Genomic DNA, 21,686 nt, shown 5'->3' on the forward strand with positions numbered 1-21,686 from the left:
ACGACCGGGCCTGGGTTGAAGCCGCCAGCCGGGGCGGCCAGCAGCGCGCGCCAAGCTTATCAGTTCAAAAATGTTGGGTAGTTAGTGAAATACCGGATGGCGCATGAGCGATGCCTTGGCAGTAGAGGTGCCCGGAGGAGCGCATTGTCGCGCGACGATGCGGGCGGCATCGAATGGCCGGCTGTCGGCGCATGTCGTAATAACGTAGTAACCCGGTCGTAATGCGAATCGTTAAATAGATTTAGCAATCACGCGTTCATTTAATTCGTCGAATTAATTAAAGAACGTTAAGCGCCTGCCGTTATCACGTGATGAATGCCCGTCGTGTCCCGCCGAGGGTCAGTTATTTCCAGGCATTGACGCGGTAATGAGACCAAAAACATATTGCTTGGGGCTATCATCGTTGCTCCTCGCGCTTCCACGCAGCGCACAGAGCAGTTCTGGTCAGAGGAAACGTCTCCAGTATTGATTCGCGAGTCATTTACGCGGGCTTCTGCTCGCGGGAACTGCCTTCTGCAAAACGGTGTTGCATATGCACATGATTTCGACGGCAGATGGAGTGCGCTGTTTTACGCAGCACGGTCAGCAGCGAATTGCGCTTGCGTCCTCGCGCGCGCCATTAGCGCGTAGCGGGTGCGCGGTTTTGTTGCGACTCGTTGTGGGCGCGTTTCTCAGTTTCGGGCTGTTGTCGAGCGCGTCGGCCGAGGTCGCGAAAAAAGTCTTGCATGTGCTTGCGTGGCCCGGTTACGCCGATGCCGACGTCGTGAGGAACTTCGAGTTGCGTTACGACGTAAAAGTGGAAGTGACGCTCGTGGATTCCGACGAAGCGCTATGGGCCCAACTGCATGCCAGGAACGCGCCGCGCTTCGACGTGCTCGCGGCGAACACCGCGGAAATCCAGCGCTATACGCACGCAAATCTGCTGGCGCCGCTCGATCTGCAAAGTCTGCCCAATACCGCAAGACAACTGCCGCGTTTTCAGGCGCGCTCGGCGATCGAAGGAATCATGTCGGACGGCAAGGTCTATGCGATTCCGTTTACCTATTCGTCGATGGGCCTCATTTACGATCGCAAGCAGGTCGCAGTCGCGCCGCGCTCGATGCGTGAACTGTGGAACCCGCGATACCGCGGCAAGGTGCTGGACTTCAATAGTGCGCAGCACAATTTCTCGTTCACGGCGCTCGCGTTGGGTTATCCCGATCCGTTCAATCTGAACGCCACGCAGATGCGCGCGATTGCGCACAAGCTCGTCGATCTGCGCCGCAACCTACTGACCTATTACACGCTGCCTGAAGAGGCGACCGCGTTTTTCATCCAGCATAACGTTGCGCTGATGTTCGGGAACTACGGCACGCAGCAACTGGAATTACTGCGCCGCGCCGGCGCCGACGTGGGCTACGTGATTCCCGACGAAGGCGTGCTGGCCTGGCTCGATTGCTGGTCGATGACGCGTGCAGCCGCTGATCCGGCGCTCGCGCTCGCATGGATCAATTACATGCTCGAACCGGACGTGAGCCGGTTACTGACACAGCGGCAAGGACTCGCGAACACATTGACCGATCCGGCTGCGCATAGCGATAGCGCTCGCATCGTGTGGATCGGTCCGGTCGAAAACATTCAACGGCGCGAGGACCTGTGGATCAGAATCGTCTCCGGTGACCGCTCGGAGCGCTTCTGATGATCCGCCCCGGCCTCACCTTCAAGCTGTCCCTTCTGCTCGCCTGCATTGGCGTGCTGGCATCGGGCGCGACCGGTTATTACGCGTATCACGCGAACCGCGCAATGCTCGTGAAGGAAGCCGGCCACAGCTTGCTGACGTCCACAGAGCTGCTGGGTCAGCGTTTTTCCGCCTCCATCGACGACGTGGGCGCCGACGCACTCGTGCTCGCGAGCTTGCCTTCGTCGGCCGAGGTCCTGGCGACCGGCGACGGATCTGCGGCGAGCGCTTCGCGCGAACGGCTCGCGCAGGTGTACTCCAGCTTCATGATCCATCACGCCGAGTACCTGCAGATACGGCTTATCAGCCGCGCGCATCACGGCCTCGAAATCATTCGTTTTGACCGCGACGCCGACGGACTGATGCGCGTGGACGGCGGCGATCTGCAGGAGAAAGGGCAGTTCCCGTATGTGTTCGAGCCACTCACATTTTCGCCCGGACGCATTTACACGTCGCCGATTGCCGTCAATCATGAGTACGGCGCTCACGCGGCGCAGGGCAAACCGACGTTGCGGGTCGGCACGCCCGTTGCGAACGCGCAAGGCTCGGTGATCGGCGTCGTCGTGATCGATATCAATCTCGCCGATTTGCTCAAACGCTTGCAAAGCGATTTGCCAAGCGATTATGAGGTCTATCTCGCCAACGAATGGGGCGACTTTCTGGTTCATCCCGACGCGTCGAAAACGTTCGGCTTCGATAGCGGGCGCCGCGTGCTGATGCAGGATAGCTTTTCCGTCACCAAGCCGCTTTTCGAACAGAAGGAAAGCGAAGTACTCGTGAACGGCCTCGCGCGACCGCGTCAGGCCGAAGGGCAAGTACTCGCCTTCGTGCGCCGGCCGTTCGGCGCGTCCGAGGGCAATCGCTTCATCGTGATCGGGCTTGGCAAGCCGCTTGAAGACGTGTTGTCGGGCGCGCAACTGCTGGGCGGCAGCATCATTCGCATGGTGTTGATTTTCAGCGCGCTCGCACTGCTTCTCGCGATTCTTTTTGCGCGTGCGCTAACCAAGCCGTTGCATATCCTCGCGTATGCGGCCACGCATCTTTTCGCCGAACACGCGATGGAGACATTGCCGGTCAAACGCACGGACGAGATCGGCATACTCGCGCGCTGCTTCGATCGTCTGCGCCGCGAGATCAGATCGCAGATGGACGCGCTGCATGTGAAACAGCGCGAACTCGTGCATCTCGCCACGCACGACGTGCTCACCGGACTGCCGAACCGCATGCTGTTCATGGAGAAGCTCGAGCGTGCAATCGACGATGCGACGCGCCGCCGCGAAGGACTCGCGGTGTTGTTCGTGGACCTCGACCGCTTCAAGCAGATCAACGACCAGTTCGGCCATTCGGTCGGCGACAAGGTGCTCGTTGCGGTGGCGCTGAGGCTCAAGCAAGTGCTTCATTCGGCGGATGTCGTCGCGCGTCTCGGCGGCGACGAATTCATCGTGCTGATCGAGGGACCGCGCTCGGCGGAGGCGGCGCCGGGCATCGCCTCACGCATCATGACTACGCTCAACGAAGAGATTGTGATGGATGGCCAGGGCATGACGGTGGGCGCGAGCATCGGCATCAGCCAGTTCCCCGACGACAGCGGCACGGCGGAGGAACTGCTGCTGAACGCTGACGCCGCGATGTATGCGGCGAAATCGGGAGGGCGTTGCGCATATTTGCGTTATCGCGACGTGCTCGAGGCACGCCGGCGCAAGCAGGCGGACCAGACCGAAGCCGTGCACTTGCAAGCCGGCGAAAGTGCGACCGAGTGACACGAGGCCGAGCCCACGGCCTGGCTGACATATGAAATGCGGCGCGTTATTGCAATGCCGCTACCGCTGCGCGTGCGCCATTGTCTTGCAGCAACTGCAACGCATGAAGCAACGCCGCTCTGAACGCGGGCTGCGCGGCCAACTCCGCGGTGAATATTTCGCGCACGCCGAGCAGCGCATCCATCAGCGCCCGAGGATCGCCATTCGCAGATGCCGCGAGCGCTTTCAAGTTTTCGGCGAGCGGGTCGCTGATGTCATAGCGCGAACCGTCGTCTGCATAACCGCGCAAGAACGTCATCCATCCCGCGACCGCTAGTGCGAGGCGCGTGAACGGCTGCCCCGCGTCGATTCTTGCGGCGATGGTTCCAAGGAGGCGCGGCGGAATCTTCTGGCTGCCGTCCATCGCAATCTGCGCGCAGCGGTGCTTGAGCGCCGGGTTCGCATAGCGCGCGAGCAGTGCATCGCGATAGTTGGCGACATCGAACGACGCCGGCATGTTCAGCGTCGGCGCGATTTCTTCGGTCATCATCGCGTGGATGAGATTGCGCATGGCGGGGTCGGCGATCGCCTCGTCGATCGTGGCGAAGCCGGCAAGCATCGACAGATAGGCGAGGGTGGAATGCGTGCCGTTGAGCATGCGCAGCTTCGCCAGTTCGAACGGCGTGACGTCGCCGACGAGTTGTGCGCCCACCGCATGCCATGCAGGACGTCCCGCCGGAAAACGATCTTCGATCACCCATTGCCGGAACGGCTCGCAAGGCACGGGCGCGGCGTCACGATAGCCGAGCGCCGCTGCCACGGTGGCGTGCTCGGAGTCGGTCGTGGCCGGCACGATGCGGTCGACCATGGTCGACGGGAACGCAACTTCTGCTGCAATCCAGTCAGCGAGTGCCGGATCGAACTCGCGTGCAAAAGAACATACCACCTGGCGCAGAGCGGCGCCGTTGTGCCCGAGGTTGTCGCACGACAGCACGGTGAAGGGTTCTCTCGCTGCATCGCGGCGCTGGCGCAACGCGGCAACCAGAATGCCAGGCACGCTGCGTGGTGCGTGCGGATGCAATAGATCGTGTACGACGGCGGGATTTTCGAGTGCGACATCGCCCGTCTTCGCATTGCGGCAATAGCCTTTTTCCGTGACCGTCAACGAAACGATCCGCACGGACGGATCAGCGAGCCGCTCGAACAATGCGTCGTGGTCGTGCGGCATTGCAAGCACTTCGCGCAATGCGCGCACAACTGTGACCTTTGCACCCTCGGGTCCACGTTCGACGACGCTGTACACACCTTCCTGCTCCGTCAGCGCATTGCGCTTCGCCACGTCGCCTTGCAGCGTGACGCCGCAGATGCCCCAGTCGCCGCCTTCGGCGAGCATGGCTTCTTCCGTATAAAGCGCCTGATGCGCGCGATGAAAATTGCCAATGCCGAGATGCACGATGCCGATGGACGGCTCGCGCCACGCAGCATGCTCCGATGACAACACATGCTGACTCAGGGCGGACAACGCATGACGGGTAAGGCGAGGCATTGAAGCTGGCGTGCTCATGGTGTGAAGTCCAGATGACGTGACAGGCTTGAAACGCCGTAAATCAGCGGGAAAACCCTGATTTGACGTGTCAATATACTTGTATGGTAGCATCGTTCAAACGATTCGAGGCAAGCAGGCTGAAGCCGGATATGCAGTTGCATGCTTCGTTGAAAGCGCCATGACACCGCAGCCGTGAATTCAGCGTCAAGCTCGCGTTCGGTGTCACGCCAGACCTGATTGAAGCAAGGAAGGAAACATGAAAATCGTTCGCGCCGATGTGATCGTCACGTGCCCCGGCCGCAACTTCGTCACGCTCAAGATCGTCACCGATGAAGGCGTGCACGGCATCGGCGACGCCACGCTCAACGGTCGCGAACTAGCGGTTGCCTCGTATCTGAAAGATCACGTTTGTCCGCTACTGATCGGCCGCGATCCGGGCCGTATCGAAGACACCTGGCAGTATCTGTACAAAGGCGCGTACTGGCGCCGCGGTCCAGTCACGATGACGGCCATCGCCGCAGTCGACATGGCGCTATGGGACATTCTCGGCAAGGTCACGGGGATGCCGCTGTACAAGCTGCTCGGCGGGGCATCGCGCGAAGGCGTGATGGTGTACGGACACGCCACGGGTCGGGACATTCCAGAAGCGCTCGACCGTTACGCCGAGCACATCGAGGCCGGCTATCAGGCGATTCGCATCCAATGCGGTGTGCCGAACATGCGCTCGGTATATGGCGTATCGAAAGGCAGCGGCATGTACGAGCCGGCGACGAAGGGCGCCGTTGAAGAGCAAAGCTGGTCGTCGGAAAAGTATCTCGACTTCGTGCCGAAACTCTTCGAAGCGGTGCGCGACAAGTTCGGTTTCGACACGCATCTGCTGCACGACGTGCACCATCGCCTGACGCCGATCGAGGCGGCGCGCCTCGGTAAATCCGTTGAGCCGTATCGTCTGTTCTGGATGGAAGACCCCACGCCCGCCGAGAACCAGGCTGGCTTCCGGCTGATACGTGAGCATACGGTCACGCCCATTGCGGTCGGCGAAGTGTTCAACAGTATCTGGGACTGCAAGCAGTTGATCGAGGAGCAACTGATCGACTATATCCGCGCGACGTTGACGCACGCGGGCGGCATTACGCATCTTCGGCGCATTGCTGATTTTGCTTCGCTTTACCAGGTGCGCACGGGCTGTCATGGGCCGTCGGATCTCTCGCCGGTCTGCATGGGTGCGGCGCTGCATTTCGACCTGTGGGTGCCGAACTTCGGCGTGCAGGAATATATGGGCTTTCCCGAAGAGGCGCTCGAAGTGTTCACTCATGCATGGCGCTTCGATCACGGCATGATGCATCCGGGCGATGCACCGGGTCATGGGGTCGACATCGACGAAGCCGCCGCTGCGCGTTTCCCCTACGATCCGGCTTATTTGCCCGTTGCACGTCTCGAGGACGGCACGCTGTGGAACTGGTGACCGACGAGTGATGCGGCGCCGTCGCTCAGGTCTTATTTACCCCGCCTTTTGCCGCGCTTAATCGAATTAATCGAATTCGCGCATCTGCCACACCGGAGTCCACCATGCTTGCAGCCGTGCTTCACGAACCCAAACTGATTCGCATCGACGAGGTCGATCCGCCGGAGCCCGGACCCGGTCAGGTGCGAGTGCGAGTGCGCGCCGGCGGTATTTGCGGTTCGGATCTCTCGTATTACTTCAAGGGCAAGAGCGGCGATTTCGCGGTGCGCGAGCCGTTCGTGCTCGGGCACGAAGTGGCGGGCGAAATCGATTCGCTGGGTGAAGGCGTGAGCGCCGATGCGCGCCTCGTGCCGGGTCAGCGCGTCGCCGTGAACCCAGGGCTCGCATGCGGAACATGCAAGTACTGTACGATAGGGATGGCTAATCATTGTCTGAACATGCGCTTCATGGGCAGCGCGTCCACGTTTCCTCACACGCAGGGCATGTTCCGCCAGTACATTGTCGTGGCGGCGCGCCAGTGCATTCCAGTCGCGGACAGCGTCGACTTCGCGCAGGCGTCGATGGCCGAGCCGCTCGCCGTCGCGCTGCATGCGGTGAAACGGGCAGGCTCGCTGGTCGGCGCAAGCGTGCTGTTGATCGGCTGCGGCCCGATCGGCTGCATCCTGCTTTCGGTGGCGCGGCGTGCAGGCGCACATCGGGTCGTCGCCGTCGATCTGTCGAGCCGGGCTTTGCAGGTTGCCGCTCAACTGGGCGCGGACCAGACGGTCAATGCCGCCGACAGCGCGACGATCGAGCAATGGTCCGCACAGCGCGGCACGTTCGACGTGGTGATCGAAGCGTCCGGCAGTCCCGCGGGACTCGAAACGGCTTTACGGTCAGCGCGTGCAGGCGGCGCGGTAATCCAGGTCGGTAATCTGCCTGCTGGACAGTCGCCGGTTGCGGCCAATCTTGTGATGTCGAAAGAGCTTCGCTATCAAGGTTCGTTTCGCTTCACCGACGAATATGCAATTGCCGCCGATGAAATCGCATCGGGCAAGGTCGACCTGCGTCCGCTAATGACGCACGCATTCGCGATGAGCGATGCGAACCGGGCATTCGAGGTCGCTCTGGACCGCTCGCAGTCCATGAAGGTACATCTGAGTTTCGACTGAACCCGCACGCCCGCAGGCGCGTTGCAAACACGTGCCCCGATGGGCGCAACACATTCACAAGCCGTTCCAACGCCCGTCAAGAGGCGCAATGAAGGAGACATCGCATGATAAAGAGTCAACGCTGGTTTGTTGTCGCACTGCTCTTTCTGGCGGGCGTCATCAATTATCTCGACCGCTCGGCACTATCTATCGCCGCGCCGCTCATTCAGAAGGACCTGAACTTTTCGCACGCGCAAATGGGCGTTGTGTTCAGCAGTTTCTTCGTGGGCTATGCGTTGTTCAATTTCGTTGGCGGCGTGCTGTCGGACAAGGTCGGCGCGAAACGCGTGTTCGGCACTGCAATGGGCGTGTGGTCTTTGTTCTGCGGCGCCACGGCGCTCGCGACCGGCATCGGTTCGCTGATCGTGTTGCGTGTGCTGTTCGGCATGGGCGAGGGGCCGTTCAGTTCGTCGAACAGCAAGATGGTCAACAACTGGTTTCCTCGCAAGGAAGTGGCGAGCGCGATTGGCGTGATCAGTTCGGGCACGCCGCTCGGCGGCGCGCTGGCGGGCCCGGTGGTGGGTTTCATGGCGGTGCAGTTCGGCTGGCGTTGGGCGTTCGTCGCGATCATGTTGCTCGGGCTGCTATGGCTCGTCTTTTGGGCCGCGACCACGACCGAGCATCCGCAACAGAATTCGCGCGTCACAAGCGACGAGATGCAATTGATTCTCGCAGGCCAGGCCGATGAACACGCGCTCGCGCATTCCGCCGACGGCTCGAAGCTCGGCCTCGGTCACTTTCTGCGCAAGCCGATTATTCTCGCAACTGCCTTTGCGTTCTTCTCGTACAACTACGTGCTGTTTTTCTTTCTCTCGTGGTTTCCGACCTATCTGACCGAGGCACACCACCTGAGCCTGCATGACATGAGCATCGCCACGGTGATTCCATGGGTGCTCGGCAGCATCGGACTTGCAGCCGGCGGCTTTATCTCTGACCTGATTCTGCGTTTGACGGGCAAGCCGCTGTTGTCGCGCAAGATCGTACTGGGGACATGTCTTGGCGCGGCGGCGGTGTGCGTTGCACTGGCGGGCCGCGTCGCCAGCACGGAAAGCGCGGTTGCGCTGATGTCGGTGTCCATCTTCTTCCTGTATGTGACGGGCGCTGTTTATTGGGCCGTCATTCAGGACACGGTTCCGCGTGAACACGTGGGCGGCGTCGGCGGCTTCGTGCATCTGCTGGCGAATCTTGCGGGCGTGATCGGGCCGGCTGTCACCGGCTTCATCGTTCAGGCGACCCACGGCGCGTATGGCAGCGCATTCGTGCTGGCGGGAGGGATCGCGGTACTCGGCGCGGTGTGCTCCCTCGTGTGGATTCGCGAGCCGCGCGCAAGCACGCTGGCGGTGGAACGTGCATGGTAGTATGGTGCACAGCTTCGCAGGGTGCATCACCGTGCATTCAGTAACGGCCAGGCACCGTTGCGCCGAGGCAGCTATCCACTCGATGCTCTTTCGTAGTTTGCAAAATGTCGACTAGGAATCTCTCCGCCAGCAAGCCGCCCATTGGAGCGAACGCCACGCTCGCTGAACCTCGTGCGCGGCGTCGTGCGGGCGCGCAGGCGGGCGTGCAGGTCCCACTGCCAGATCTAACCGAGAACGTATCGTTCGATTCGCACGAGCCCATCGGCAAGCAGATCTTCCGCGCTTTGCGACAGGCCATTTTCGTCGGCCAGATGGTACCCGGCACGCCGCTCTCGGAGAAGGAAGTGTCGGACATGTTCCAGGTGTCGCGGCAACCGGTGCGCGAGGCATTCATCAAACTGGTCGAAGCGGGCGTGCTGCAGGTCTTGCCGCAACGCGGCACCTTCGTGAAGCGCATCTCTCCGCGCCAGGTGCGCGAAGGGCGCTTTATCCGCGAAGCGATCGAGACGGCGGTAGTGCGCAAAGCAGCAGTGTCGATTACCGATGAGCAATTGCAGGCGCTCGCCGACAATCTGCGCGAACAGAAGCTCGCGGCAAAATCGAATGACACGGCCGCGTTCCTCGCGCTCGACGAAGCATTCCACTACGCGATTTCGCAGGCGATAGACTGCACTGCCGCGTGGGAAACCATTCAGGACATCAAGGCGCAAATGGATCGCGTGCGCTACTTGAGTTTGCCGGACGTGTCGCCCCTCGATCTGCTGATCAAGCAACACGCGAAGATCCTGGCCGGCTTGCGCGCGCACGATCCCATCGCCGCCGAAGACGCCATGCGCAGCCATCTGCGTGAAATCCTCGTGTCGCTCGGTCCCATCGCCGCGCGTAACCCCGCCTGGTTCGAGACCGACGAACCGGAGCGCGTGCCGCTGTCCACGTGAAAACGTCGCGCTGAGCGGGTCCCGCAAAGCGTCGCGTTATGGCAAAGTGTGCCGTTTCAATGCCACGAGGTGAGGGGCCAATGACAGGTCGCCTGGTCTATGTGATGGGGCCGTCCGGCGCGGGCAAAGACGCGTTGCTGGGTTTCGCTCGCAAGCGCCTTGCGGGCGAGCCGATTCTCTTCGCGCATCGTTACATTACGCGGCCAAGCGGCAACGGCGAAGAACATATCGCGTTAAGCGTCGAGGAATTCGCCGCTCGTTCGTTGCTGGGTCTCTTCGCGCTCGAATGGTCCAGTCATTCACTGCGCTATGGCGTGGGTATCGAACTCGACGCATGGCTCGCGCGCGGTTGCACGGTAGTCGTGAATGGCTCGCGCCAGTACTTGCATCATGCGCTTGCGCGCTATCCTCGTACCGAAGTCGTGCATGTGGACGCTGCGCCGCATATTCTCGAAGCGCGACTCGGCGCGCGGGCGCGCGAATCGGCGGAGCAAGTAGCCGCGCGGCTCGCACGGCACGCGCCTTTTTCTTTGCCCGATGGCGTCCGCTGCAAATCAATCGACAATTCAGGCGAACTGGAAGAGGCGGGTCATGCGCTGATCGCATTCCTCGAAGCCAAAGCCGGGCTATAGTTCTCGCCTTTGCTGCATCGGCGGTAAGCAGGTAGCAGTCTTACTGCTGCCTTGGCATCCGCTTTCATACAGCTTCACTTCACGGAGTCTCTTGCAAATGAGCGAAAGCGCGCGTTACACCGAAGTAGCCGATCTGATCCCCGCGGCCGAAAGCCTGCGCGAAATTCGCCATCACATTCATCACCATCCCGAGCTTGCCTACGAAGAGTTGCAAACCGGCGCGCTCGTCGCCGGAAAGCTCGAGGAATGGGGCTGGCAGGTCACGCGCGGTGTCGGTCAAACCGGTGTGGTCGGCACGCTCAAAGTAGGCGACGGCAAGCGCAGCATCGGCATTCGCGCCGACATGGACGCGCTGCCGATCATCGAGCAAACCGGTCTGCCTTACGCAAGCGGCACGCACGGCAAGATGCATGCGTGCGGCCACGACGGCCACACGACGATCCTGCTCGGTGCCGCGCAACGTCTCGCCGCCACGCGCAATTTCTCGGGCACGGTGCACTTGTACTTTCAGCCGGCCGAAGAAAGCGGCATCGACAGCGGCGCGAAGAAAATGATCGAAGACGGCCTGTTCGAGCGCTTTCCGTGCGACGCCGTGTTCGGTCTGCACAATCATCCAGGCGCGGAGCCGGGCGTGCTGCTGTTCCGCAAGGGGCCGTTCATGTCGGCGGGCGACAAGGCGATCATCACGGTAGAAGGCGTGGGCGGCCACGCGGCGCGCCCGCATCTGACGGTCGATCCGGTGGTGGTGGCGGCCAGCATCGTCATGGCGTTGCAGACCATCGTTGCGCGTAACGTCGATCCGTCGCAACCTGCTGTCGTGACAGTTGGCTCGATGCATGCGGGTACAGCAAACAACGTGATCGCGAGCACGGCGAGGCTCGAACTGAGCGTGCGTTCGTTCAGCCCTGAAGTGCGTGCGTTGCTTAAAAAGCGCATTACCGAACTCGCGCAAACGCAGGCCGCGAGTTATGGCGGCAAGGCCGTGGTCGAATATATCGAAGGTTATCCGGTTGTCGTTAATTCGGATGACGAAACAGATTTCGCGGTAGAAGTGGCGCGCGAACTGGTAGGCGACGACAAGGTCGTTGCGCAGACCGACATACTGATGGGTAGCGAGGACTTCGCATTCATGCTGCAGAAGCGGCCGGGCACGTTTCTACGCATCGGCAACGGAGTGGGCGAGGACGGCTGCATGGTGCACAACCCGCATTACGACTTCAACGACCAGAACCTGCCGGTTGGTGCGGCATTCTGGACGCGGCTGGTGGAGAGGTACCTCAGCCGCTGACCGCAGTTGCGGGCGCGGGGCGTGAACATTCGAACAGCGGTGGCAAAACTGTCGCTGAATTTCAACCGCGCCTTGCCACCATCTCCGATACGGTTTGCGCAGCCTGCTGCAGCGGCTCGAGAAACGCCTTGACCATCTGTCTGGCCGAATTGCGTTGCGCGTTGCCGCTGATATTCATTGCCGCGATCACGCGTCCCTGACGATTGCGGATAGGCGCCGACAGCGAAATCAAACCGCCTTCCAGTTCCTGATCGACAATCGCCCATCCTTGGCGGCGCACCTGCGCGATCAGTTTCTTCAGTTCTTCTTTGTCCGTTACCGTGCGCGGCGTGTGAGCGTAGAGCGGCGACGAATTCAGCGTGGTTTCGAGCGTCTCGTCGTCGAGTGCGGAGAGCAGCACGCGGCCCATCGACGTGCAATACGCGGGCAGGCGGCTGCCGATGGACAGGTTGATCGTCATGATCTTGTGAGTCGGCACCCGCAACACGTAGACGATCTCCGTGCGGTCGAGCACGGCCGCCGAGCAGCTTTCGTGCACCTGTGCGGACAGTTCTTCCATGACTGGCTCGGCCAGATTCCAGAACGGCATCGACGTCAGGTACGCGAATCCGAGGTCGAGAATTTTCGGCGTCAGGCGAAACAGGCGGCCCTCGGCTTCGACGTAGCCGAGCGTCTGCAATGTCAGCAGGATGCGCCGCGCGCCCGCGCGCGTGAGGCCCGTGGCAGCGGCGACGTCGGTAAGCGTCTGCTCGGGGCGCGTTGCGTCGAACGCGCGAATCACCGCGAGGCCGCGCGCGAACGATTGCACGTACGAGTCGCCCGGTTTGTCCGGGGCCGGTTCGGCGCTGGCGGAAACGTCGGGGGACGGCGGCGGGGCTTTGCTCATGGACCTGGAAATGTGTGCGAAACGTGCGTTCGTAAGGCTTGGATACCGTCCGCGGTGACTCGATGGTCGCGACGGTGCGCAAAGGCGTGACGATAGCTTAAGCCTTCTGTTTCGCCAACTTCACGGGTCTTCGGACAAAAAACCCAGGGTTTGCGTGGATGTAACCGGCATCGAAAATTTGTATGATGACCCGATGACATGACAATCGAGAGATTCGATGTTCGACAAGATTCCAGCCCGCGCATTGAGCGACACCGTCGCGCAGCAGCTTCTCAAGCAGATCGACAAGGGCACCTTCGCACGCGGCGGCAAGCTGCCCACCGAGGCCGTGCTCGCGCAGCAATTCGGCGTGAGCCGCACGGTGATCCGCGAGGCGATTTCGCGGCTGAAGAACGAAGGTGTGGTCGAGCCGCGCCAAGGCAGCGGCGTCTTCATCGCGGCGCACGGCGCGATCCGGCCGCTGCGTATCGACTACGCCGAAGCGGTCGAGCCGGGGTCGGTCGTACAGATTCTCGCGCTGCGGCGGGCGATTGAAGCGGAAGTCGCATCCGAGGCCGCGATGCGTCGCACCGACGCCGACATGATGTCCATCGACGCGGCCCTCGCGAAGATCGACGAAGCCGTCGCGGAAGGCGAGGACGGCGTGACCGAAGACGTCGCGTTTCATCGCGCGATTGCGGGAGCAACCGGCAATCCGTATTTCCTCAAGACGCTGACGTTCCTGAATCAGTATCTCGAAGCCGGCACGGTTGTCACGCGCCGCAACGAAGCACTGCGCGAAGACTTCTCGCGTCAGGTGCGCGAAGAGCACGCGGCCATTGCAGCCGCAATTCGTGCCGGCGATCCCATGGCCGCGCGCAACGCGGCGCAAACGCACATGTACAACGCGGCAAGGCGGCTCGCGGAAGCGGGCATTCGATGATGCCGTGGCACGCCGGCGAGTGCCGTGGGCTCGGCGCACGCGATGCAATTCCCACAAGCGCGTAACAGATTCCATAGAGGTGCAGCATGTCCAGAAATGTCGGTGTCATCGGTCTCGGTGCAATGGGTTTGGGCGTCGCGCGTTCGTTGCTGCGTGCGGGCTTGCGGGTCCACGCGTGCGATCTGCGCAGCGAAGTCCTGCAGGCGTTCGTAAAAGAAGGCGGCGTGGGTTGTGCGTCGCCCGCCGAACTCGGTGCGCAATGCGACGTGGTCATCACGCTGGTCGTGAACGCCGCGCAAACCGAGGCCGTGTTGTTCGGCGAGCAGGGCGCGGTCGCGGCGATGAAGCCGGGCGGCGTCGTGATCGCGAGCGCGACGGTCGCGCCCGACTTCGCAATCGAACTTGGCAAGCGGATTGAGGCATCAGGTTTGCAGATGCTCGATGCGCCGGTCTCGGGCGGGGCGGCGCGCGCCGCATCGGGCGAGATGACGATGATGACGTCCGGTCCCGCCGCCGCCTACGCGGCCTGTGAGGACGTGCTCGCCGCGATGGCGGGCAAGGTTTATCGCCTGGGCTCCGCGCATGGCGCGGGATCGAAGGTCAAGATCATCAACCAGTTGCTGGCCGGCGTGCATATCGCCGTGGCCGCGGAGGCGATGGCGCTCGGCTTGCGCGAAGGCGTCGATCCGGACGCACTTTACGACGTGATCACGCACAGCGCCGGCAATTCGTGGATGTTCGAGAACCGCGTACCGCACATACTCAACGGCGATTACACGCCGCTGTCGGCCGTCGACATTTTCGTCAAGGATCTCGGCCTCGTGCTCGATACCGCGCGCCGTTCGAAATTTCCGCTGCCGCTATCGGCGGCGGCGCACCAGATGTTCATGATGGCGTCCACGGCCGGTCACGGCGGCGAAGACGACTCCGCGGTCATCAAGATTTTCCCCGGCATCGACGTGCCGGCGGCAAAGTGAACAGGAGCGCGTCATGACCGCTACGACACAACGCGCGCTGCTCGGCTGTATCGCCGACGATTTCACCGGCGCAACCGATCTCGCCAACATGCTGGTGCGCGGCGGCATGCGCACGGTGCAAACCATCGGCGTGCCTGAGAAGGGAGAAACGATCGAAGCCGACGCGCTCGTGGTCGCGCTGAAGTCGCGCACGATCCCCGCAGCCGACGCAGTCGCGCAATCGCTTGCCGCCCTCGACTGGCTGCGCGCCCAAGGCTGCCGCCAGTTCGTTTTCAAATATTGCTCGACCTTCGATTCGACTGACGCGGGCAACATCGGGCCGGTGACGGATGCGTTGCTGAACGCGCTATCCGCGCAAGGTTCTGCCAGTGCTTTCACGATTGCCTGCCCCGCGTTCCCCGAGAACGGCCGCACGATTTTTCGCGGTCATCTCTTTGTCGGCGATACGTTGCTCAACGAGTCGGGCATGGAGAACCATCCGCTCACGCCGATGCGCGACGCCAACCTCGTGCGCGTGTTGCAACGTCAGACGCAATCGAAAGTCGGGCTCGTGCGTTACGACGCGGTGGCCCAAGGTGTATCGGCCGTGCGCGAATCGTTCGACGCATTGCGTAACCAGGGCGTGCGCATGGCAATTGCCGACGCGGTCTCCGACGTCGACCTATACGTGCTTGGCGAAGCGTGCGCCGATCTGACATTGATCACAGGCGGCTCCGGTATTGCGTTGGGCTTGCCGGGTAACTTCCGTCGCGCGGGCCTGCTCGATTCGCAAGCTGATGCCGCGCAACTGCCCCACGTCGAAGGAATGTCCGCAGTGCTCGCCGGCAGCGCGTCGAAAGCGACCAATGCCCAAGTCGCCGCCTGGCGCGAAACACGGCCTGCGTTTCGCATCGACCCGCTTGCGGCTGCGCGCGGCGAAGCGGTTGTCGAACAGGCGCTGGCCTTCGCGCAAACATATCTCGACAAAGCCGAACCCATGCTCATTTACGCGACCGCCACGCCCGACGAAGTGAAAGCGGTGCAACGCGAACTCGGCGTGGACCGGGCAGGACATCTGGTCGAATCGACGTTGGCGGCGATTGCGCGCGGCCTGCATGAACGCGGCGTGCGCAAGTTCGTCGTAGCGGGCGGCGAGACCTCGGGCGCGGTCGTGCAGGCGCTGAACGTTCGCACGTTGCGCATCGGCGCGCAGATCGATCCTGGCGTTCCGGCGACTGCAACCGTAGGCACGCAACCGCTCGCGCTGGCACTGAAATCCGGCAACTTCGGCACGACGGATTTCTTCGAAAAAGCGCTGAGTCATCTGAACGGAGCCGCGCAATGAGCAACGCGCCCGCAGTCCACGCCACGAACGAAGCGCGCGTACGCGAGGAAATATGCGTGACTGGCGCGAGTCTTTATCAACGAGGCTATACAGTCGGCAGCGCAGGCAACATCAGCGCGCGGCTCGATGACGGCTGGCTGATCACGCCGACCGACGCGTGCCTCGGTCGGCTCGATCCGGCCGACATCGCCAAGGTCGACTTCGACGGCAATGCGGTGTCGGGCGGCAAGCCGTCGAAAACGCTCGCGCTGCATCGCGGCATCTATGCGCGCAACGGCGAAACGCGCGGCATCGTGCATACGCATTCGACGCATCTGGTCGCACTGACACTGGCGGGCGTGTGGAGTGAGACCGACGTATTGCCGCCGATTACGCCGTACTACGTGATGAAAGTGGGCCACGTGCCGCTGATTCGTTACCGGCGGCCCGGCGATCCGCAAGTGGCCGCGCAGATCGCCGCGCTCGCCGATAGCGTTCGCGCGGTGCTGCTCGAGCGTCTAGGCCCGGTGGTCTGGGAACGTTCGGTCGCGCATGCATCGTATGCACTCGAAGAACTCGAAGAGACCGCGCGTTTGTGGCTCATGACCAATCCTCGACCGGCGCCGCTCGACGAAGCGTCGCTCGAAGAACTGCGCAGCGCGTTCGGCGCGCGCTGGTAGCAACCGCTCACATCAATCAGATCGCCCAAGGCGACGCGTTATACAACCATCCCAGGAGACATTGCATGAGTTCGTATCAGGCCGTATCCAGCCAGCCGTTCGCGGCGGCCGCGGGTCAACCCGGCGCCGCGGAAGTCGAGCGCACATACAAGAAAGTGTTCTGGCGCATCGTGCCATTTCTGATGCTTTGCTACGTGGTCGCGTATCTGGATCGCGTGAACGTCGGCTTTGCAAAGCTGCAAATGTCGCAAGACCTCGCGTTCAGCGAAACGGTGTTCGGCCTCGGTGCAGGCGTGTTCTTTATCGGCTACTTCCTGTTTGAATTGCCGAGCAACATTCTGATGCACAAGCTCGGCGCGCGGATCTGGATCGCACGGATCATGATTACCTGGGGCGTGATGTCAGCGCTATTCGTGTTCGTAAAGACGCCGACCCAGTTCTACATACTGCGCTTTCTACTTGGTCTCGCCGAAGCAGGTTTTTATCCGGGCGTGATCCTGTATCTGACTTACTGGTTTCCGTCGCATCGGCGTGCCAAGATCATTGCGGTGTTCATGTCGGCCATTCCGGTGTCGGGCATCTTCGGCAATCCGCTGTCAGGCTGGATCATGCAGGCGTTCCATCACAGCTCGGGTCTCCAGGGCTGGCAATGGATGTTCCTGATCGAAGCAATTCCGGCGGTGGCGATCGGTATCGCCACGATCCTGTATCTCGACAACGGAATTGCGAGCGCAAAGTGGCTGAGCGAAAGCGAAAAGCGCCTGTTGACCGATGAAATCGCCGCATCGCAGCCGAAGGAAAAAGCAAACGCTCATTCGCTGCGCGCGGTGTTCCGCGATCCGCGTACATGGTGGATGTCGCTCATCTACTTCGCGTTCGTCACCGGGCAATACGGCCTGACGTTCTGGATGCCGACGCTCGTCAAATCCACGGGCGTGAGCGGCGCATTCAACATCGGTCTGCTGAGCGCGATTCCGTTTGTCTGCGCGATCGTCGTGATGAATCTGATGGGACATAGCGCGGACAAGCGCCGTGAGCGCCGCTGGCATCTGATCGTGCCGGCGTTGTTCGGCGCCGTGGGCTTCACGGTCGCGGCTTCGTTCGCCAGCAACACGGTGGTGTCCATCGCGTTTCTGTCGCTCGCCGCTGCCGGCGTGCTGACTTGCGCGCCGCTCTTCTGGTCGCTGCCGACGGCGTTCATGTCGGGCGCGACCGCAGCGGCCGGCATCGCGATCATCAATTCGATCGGTAATCTCGCGGGTTTCGCGAGTCCCTACATGATCGGCTACCTGAAAGATCTCACGCACAGCACGCAGACCGGCATGTATGTGCTGGCCGGCATGCTGGTGATCGGCGCGATTGCTACGTGGCTCACGCCGGCCAGACTGGTCAATCGCTAAAAGCGCCGCGCGGCCCATACGTTGCTGCACAGCTTCGGTTGCCGCGCGCTGAACACAGCTTCAAAGGAGTTGCCGCCATGCCTCGCTTCGCCGCCAATCTGTCGATGATGTACAACGAGCACGCTTTTCTGGACCGTTTCGCTGCTGCCGCAAAAGACGGTTTCAAAGCGGTCGAGTTTCTGTTTCCGTATGATTTTCGCGCCGCGGAAATCAAGGCGCGGCTCGACGCCAACGGTCTGACACAAGCGCTCTTCAACGCGCCGCCGGGCGACTGGGCCAGCGGCGAGCGCGGCATCGCAACGCTGCCCGGACGTGAAGACGAGTTCCGCCGCAGCATCGAAACGGCTCTCGAATACGCACGTGTGATCGGCAATCGCAAGCTGCATGTGATGGCGGGCCTGATCGGCGCGGATCAGCCGCGCGAGCGGCATCGCGAGGTATATCTGCAAAACCTCGCGTACGCCGCGAAGGCCGCGCAAGCCGAGGGCATCATGATTGTGATCGAACCGATCAATACACGCGACATGCCGGGCTTTTTTCTGAACCGGCAGGACGAGGCGCAAGCAATCTGCGCGGAAGTCGGCGAGCCGAATCTCAAGGTGCAGTTCGACTGTTACCACTGTCAGATCGTGGAAGGCGATCTCGCGGTGAAGCTCAAGCGCGATCAGGCGGGCATCGGTCACATTCAGGTTGCAGGCGTACCCGAGCGGCACGAGCCGGATACGGGCGAGATCAACTATCCGTATCTCTTCGATGTCATCGACTCACTCGGCTACGACGGCTACATCGGCTGCGAATACCGGCCGCGCGCCGCGACTTCCGCGGGGCTCGGCTGGCTCAAACCGTATCTGAACGCTGCTTGACCAGGATATAACGAGGACACTAGCCAATCATGAAAGTACTAATAACCGGCGGCGCGGGATTTCTCGGCCAACGCCTTGCGCGCGAACTGCTCTCGCGCGGTTCGTTGAACGACGCGCAAGGCGCGCCGCAAGCCATCACCGAACTCGTCTTGCTCGACGTCGTGCAAGCGAACGATTTCGGCGACAGCCGCGTGCGCACCGAAGTGGGCGATATCGCCGAGCGCAGCGTGCTCGAGCGTGCAATCGACAGCAACACCACGGCGATCTTTCACCTTGCCGCGATCGTGAGCGGTCAGGCGGAAGCCGACTTCGATCTCGGCATGCGCATCAATCTCGACGCGTCGCGCCTGTTACTCGACGTTTGCCGCGAACGCGGACACCGGCCGCGCGTGGTGTTCACGAGTTCGGTCGCGGTGTACGGCGGCGACTTGCCCGACATCGTGCAGAACGATACTGCGCTGAATCCCCAATCGTCGTACGGCGCGCAAAAGGCAATTGCCGAGTTGCTGCTCAACGACTATTCGCGGCGCGGTTTCGTCGACGGACGCGTGCTGCGGCTGCCCACGATCAGCGTGCGGCCCGGCAAGCCGAATGCGGCGGCGTCGTCGTTTGCGAGCGGCATCATCCGCGAGCCGTTGAACGGCGAAGAGGCTGTGTGTCCCGTCAACGGCGCCACGCGGCTGTGGCTGCTGTCGCCGCGCAAAGCGATCGAATGCCTGATTGCCGGGCTCGAACTCGATGCCGCCGCGCTGGGCAACCAACGCGTGCTGAATCTGCCGGGCATCTCCGTGAGCGTCGACGAGATGGTGGCGGCGCTGCGCGAAGTGGCTGGCGACGAGGTCGCGAAGCGGATTGTCTGGCAGCCGGACGCGCGCATCGAAAAAATCGTCGGTAGCTGGCCGGGACGTTGGGACACATCGCGCGCCGAACAACTGGGCCTGCGCGGCGAGCAGACCTTTGCCGACGTGATCTGCGCCTATATCGCAGACGAGGGCGTGAAGGTCCGCTGAAGTTTCATTAGAAGGTCACTAAAGCGCCCGCCAGACCTCGCGTTGCGGCCCCGCAGCGCGGCGGCGGCGCGGGCGCATCAATTGTCAGACGCTTGCCCGGCGCGGCTGACGCCTCTCACGTATTCCCTGATGACGGTCGGTGCGCGCTTGACAGCGTTTCCGCCACGCGCCTATTATCGAGCCTTGTTGTTCGATATATGACCGTATGTTCGGAGAGAGAACAAAACGGCCGGCAACTCGAACGCATCGTTCACCATCCTGCGCTAAGCTGAATTCACGCGACGGCTGCCCGGCAGCCGCCCGGCCGATGCTCGACGCATCCGCCCGTGCCACGCATTCATGCTGACGGCGCGGCGCGCGCAGCACATCACTGGAGACATGACATGACCGAAGCATTCCTGTGCGACGCGATTCGCACCCCCATCGGCCGCTATGCGGGCTCGCTGTCGTCGGTTCGCGCAGACGATCTGGGCGCGGTGCCGCTGAAGGCGCTGATGGAGCGCAACAAGAACGTCGACTGGAGCGTCATCGACGACGTCATCTACGGCTGCGCGAATCAGGCTGGCGAAGACAACCGCAACGTAGCGCGCATGTCGTTGCTGCTCGCAGGGCTGCCTAAAGACGTGCCGGGTTCGACCGTGAACCGCTTGTGCGGCTCCGGCATGGACGCGGTCGGCATCGCCGCGCGCGCAATCAAGTCAGGCGAGGCCGCGTTGATGGTGGCGGGCGGCGTCGAGAGCATGAGCCGCGCACCGTTTGTCATGGGCAAGGCAACGAGCGCGTTTTCGCGCCAGGCAGACATCTACGACACGACCATCGGCTGGCGTTTCGTCAATCCGTTGATGAAGCAGATGTACGGCGTCGACTCGATGCCGGAGACCGGCGAAAACGTCGCGACCGACTACAACATCAGCCGCGCCGATCAGGACGCGTTCGCACTTCGCAGTCAGCAGAAAGCCGCGCGCGCGCAGAAGGACGGCACGCTCGCGCAGGAAATCGTCGGCGTGACGATCGCGCAGAAGAAGGGTGATCCGATCACGGTGTCGCAAGACGAGCATCCGCGTGAGACGAGCCTGGAAACGCTCGCGAAACTGAAGGGCGTCGTGCGCCCGGACGGCACGGTAACGGCAGGCAACGCATCGGGCGTCAACGACGGCGCAGCGGCGCTGCTGCTGGCCAACGAAGAGACGGCCAAGCGGTTCGGCCTCACGCCGCGAGCCCGCGTGCTCGGCATCGCGACGGCGGGTGTCGCGCCGCGCATAATGGGCATGGGCCCGGCGCCCGCCGCACAAAAATTGATGGCGCGCCTGAACATGACCATCGATCAGTTCGACGTGATCGAGTTGAACGAGGCGTTTGCTTCTCAAGGTATTGCGGTGCTGCGCACGCTCGGCGTGGCAGACGACGACGCACGTGTGAACCCGAACGGCGGCGCAATCGCGCTGGGTCATCCGCTCGGCATGAGCGGCGCGCGCCTCGTGACGACCGCGATGTACCAACTGCAACGCACGCAGGGACGCTTCGCACTGTGCACGATGTGTATCGGCGTGGGGCAGGGCATCGCAATCGCAATCGAACGCGTGTGATGGTCTAGCGCGCGTGCCGCGCTTTGCGTTTCTGAACAGCCTCTTCGCTGCCGCGAAGAGGCTGTTTCTTTTTGCGTCGCGCGTCGGCAAGCGTCGTACCGGCTCGCAATTGAAGCTTCCTGTAAGGCATGTACAATCGTTGCGCTACATCTTTAGTCAAGCGTCCTGAATATTTCCCATTGGACA

Annotated in this window: 18 protein-coding genes; 16 read left to right on the forward strand and 2 right to left on the reverse strand. The window is 62.1% G+C overall.

All coding sequences use genetic code 11. From position 1 onward, the window contains the following. Nucleotides 1-532 precede the first annotated feature (532 nt). Nucleotides 533-1,678, forward strand: a complete 1,146-nt coding sequence (locus tag ACTJLB_RS17635) for an extracellular solute-binding protein (protein ID WP_440783991.1) — start codon at nt 533-535, stop codon at nt 1,676-1,678. Beyond that, the gene (locus ACTJLB_RS17640) at nt 1,678-3,477 is read left to right on the forward strand and encodes a diguanylate cyclase domain-containing protein (RefSeq protein WP_440783993.1); all 1,800 of its coding nucleotides are present in this window, start codon (nt 1,678-1,680) and stop codon (nt 3,475-3,477) included. The genes ACTJLB_RS17635 and ACTJLB_RS17640 overlap by 1 nt, the downstream gene beginning before the upstream one ends. A 46-nt stretch (nt 3,478-3,523) precedes the next feature. Here the strand turns inward: ACTJLB_RS17640 and ACTJLB_RS17645 are convergent, their stop codons facing one another. Next, nucleotides 3,524-5,020, reverse strand: a complete 1,497-nt coding sequence (locus ACTJLB_RS17645) for a mannitol dehydrogenase family protein (protein WP_440783995.1) — start codon at nt 5,018-5,020, stop codon at nt 3,524-3,526. 238 nt (nt 5,021-5,258) lie between these two features. On the opposite strand from ACTJLB_RS17645, the gene manD reads away from it, so the two are divergent. The 6 genes from manD to ACTJLB_RS17675 all read left to right on the forward strand — a co-directional run bounded on the left by manD (nt 5,259) and on the right by ACTJLB_RS17675 (nt 11,873). Further along, the gene (gene manD / locus ACTJLB_RS17650) at nt 5,259-6,467 is read left to right on the forward strand and encodes a D-mannonate dehydratase ManD (RefSeq protein ID WP_440783996.1); all 1,209 of its coding nucleotides are present in this window, start codon (nt 5,259-5,261) and stop codon (nt 6,465-6,467) included. A gap of 104 nt (nt 6,468-6,571) precedes the next feature. Beyond that, complete coding sequence (locus ACTJLB_RS17655; RefSeq protein ID WP_440783997.1) at nt 6,572-7,618, forward strand: L-idonate 5-dehydrogenase; 1,047 nt, start codon at nt 6,572-6,574, stop codon at nt 7,616-7,618. Between the two features lie 104 nt (nt 7,619-7,722). After that, nucleotides 7,723-9,015: an MFS transporter gene (locus tag ACTJLB_RS17660; protein WP_020066545.1), complete on the forward strand. Its 1,293-nt coding sequence runs from the start codon at nt 7,723-7,725 to the stop codon at nt 9,013-9,015. A 104-nt stretch (nt 9,016-9,119) separates the two neighbouring features. Further along, nucleotides 9,120-9,953, forward strand: a complete 834-nt coding sequence (locus ACTJLB_RS17665; RefSeq protein ID WP_440783998.1) for a GntR family transcriptional regulator — start codon at nt 9,120-9,122, stop codon at nt 9,951-9,953. A gap of 80 nt (nt 9,954-10,033) precedes the next feature. After that, on the forward strand, nt 10,034-10,585 hold the full coding sequence (gene phnN, locus ACTJLB_RS17670) for a phosphonate metabolism protein/1,5-bisphosphokinase (PRPP-forming) PhnN (RefSeq protein WP_087753532.1): 552 nt from the start codon (nt 10,034-10,036) through the stop codon (nt 10,583-10,585). 97 nt (nt 10,586-10,682) lie between these two features. Then, on the forward strand, nt 10,683-11,873 hold the full coding sequence (locus ACTJLB_RS17675; protein ID WP_087753531.1) for a M20 aminoacylase family protein: 1,191 nt from the start codon (nt 10,683-10,685) through the stop codon (nt 11,871-11,873). Between the two features lie 61 nt (nt 11,874-11,934). On the opposite strand, the gene ACTJLB_RS17680 is transcribed toward ACTJLB_RS17675, so the two are convergent. Further along, complete coding sequence (locus ACTJLB_RS17680; RefSeq protein ID WP_020066541.1) at nt 11,935-12,759, reverse strand: IclR family transcriptional regulator; 825 nt, start codon at nt 12,757-12,759, stop codon at nt 11,935-11,937. A 217-nt stretch (nt 12,760-12,976) separates the two neighbouring features. Here ACTJLB_RS17680 and ACTJLB_RS17685 point away from each other — a divergent pair, with 217 nt between their 5' ends. The 8 genes from ACTJLB_RS17685 to pcaF all read left to right on the forward strand — a co-directional run bounded on the left by ACTJLB_RS17685 (nt 12,977) and on the right by pcaF (nt 21,500). Then, complete coding sequence (locus ACTJLB_RS17685) at nt 12,977-13,681, forward strand: FadR/GntR family transcriptional regulator (RefSeq protein ID WP_020066540.1); 705 nt, start codon at nt 12,977-12,979, stop codon at nt 13,679-13,681. 86 nt (nt 13,682-13,767) lie between these two features. Beyond that, nucleotides 13,768-14,658, forward strand: coding sequence for an L-threonate dehydrogenase (gene ltnD / locus ACTJLB_RS17690; RefSeq protein WP_440784000.1), 891 nt, complete (start codon nt 13,768-13,770; stop codon nt 14,656-14,658). 13 nt (nt 14,659-14,671) lie between these two features. Next, the gene (otnK, locus tag ACTJLB_RS17695; protein WP_440784001.1) at nt 14,672-15,982 is read left to right on the forward strand and encodes a 3-oxo-tetronate kinase; all 1,311 of its coding nucleotides are present in this window, start codon (nt 14,672-14,674) and stop codon (nt 15,980-15,982) included. After that, entirely contained in the window at nt 15,979-16,641 is a 663-nt protein-coding gene (gene otnC, locus ACTJLB_RS17700; protein WP_310351426.1) for a 3-oxo-tetronate 4-phosphate decarboxylase, read from the forward strand. The genes otnK and otnC overlap by 4 nt, the downstream gene beginning before the upstream one ends. Nucleotides 16,642-16,706: 65 nt before the next feature. After that, entirely contained in the window at nt 16,707-18,041 is a 1,335-nt protein-coding gene (locus tag ACTJLB_RS17705; RefSeq protein ID WP_020066536.1) for an MFS transporter, read from the forward strand. 77 nt (nt 18,042-18,118) lie between these two features. Continuing rightward, nucleotides 18,119-18,904, forward strand: a complete 786-nt coding sequence (gene otnI / locus ACTJLB_RS17710; RefSeq protein ID WP_131318216.1) for a 2-oxo-tetronate isomerase — start codon at nt 18,119-18,121, stop codon at nt 18,902-18,904. Nucleotides 18,905-18,933: 29 nt separating this feature from the next. Beyond that, entirely contained in the window at nt 18,934-19,914 is a 981-nt protein-coding gene (denD, locus tag ACTJLB_RS17715) for a D-erythronate dehydrogenase (protein ID WP_440784002.1), read from the forward strand. A gap of 383 nt (nt 19,915-20,297) precedes the next feature. Continuing rightward, entirely contained in the window at nt 20,298-21,500 is a 1,203-nt protein-coding gene (gene pcaF, locus ACTJLB_RS17720; RefSeq protein ID WP_020066533.1) for a 3-oxoadipyl-CoA thiolase, read from the forward strand. Nucleotides 21,501-21,686: the final 186 nt, after the last annotated feature.

The organism is Paraburkholderia sp. 22098, assembly GCF_052045935.1.
Lineage (GTDB): Bacteria > Pseudomonadota > Gammaproteobacteria > Burkholderiales > Burkholderiaceae > Paraburkholderia > Paraburkholderia caledonica.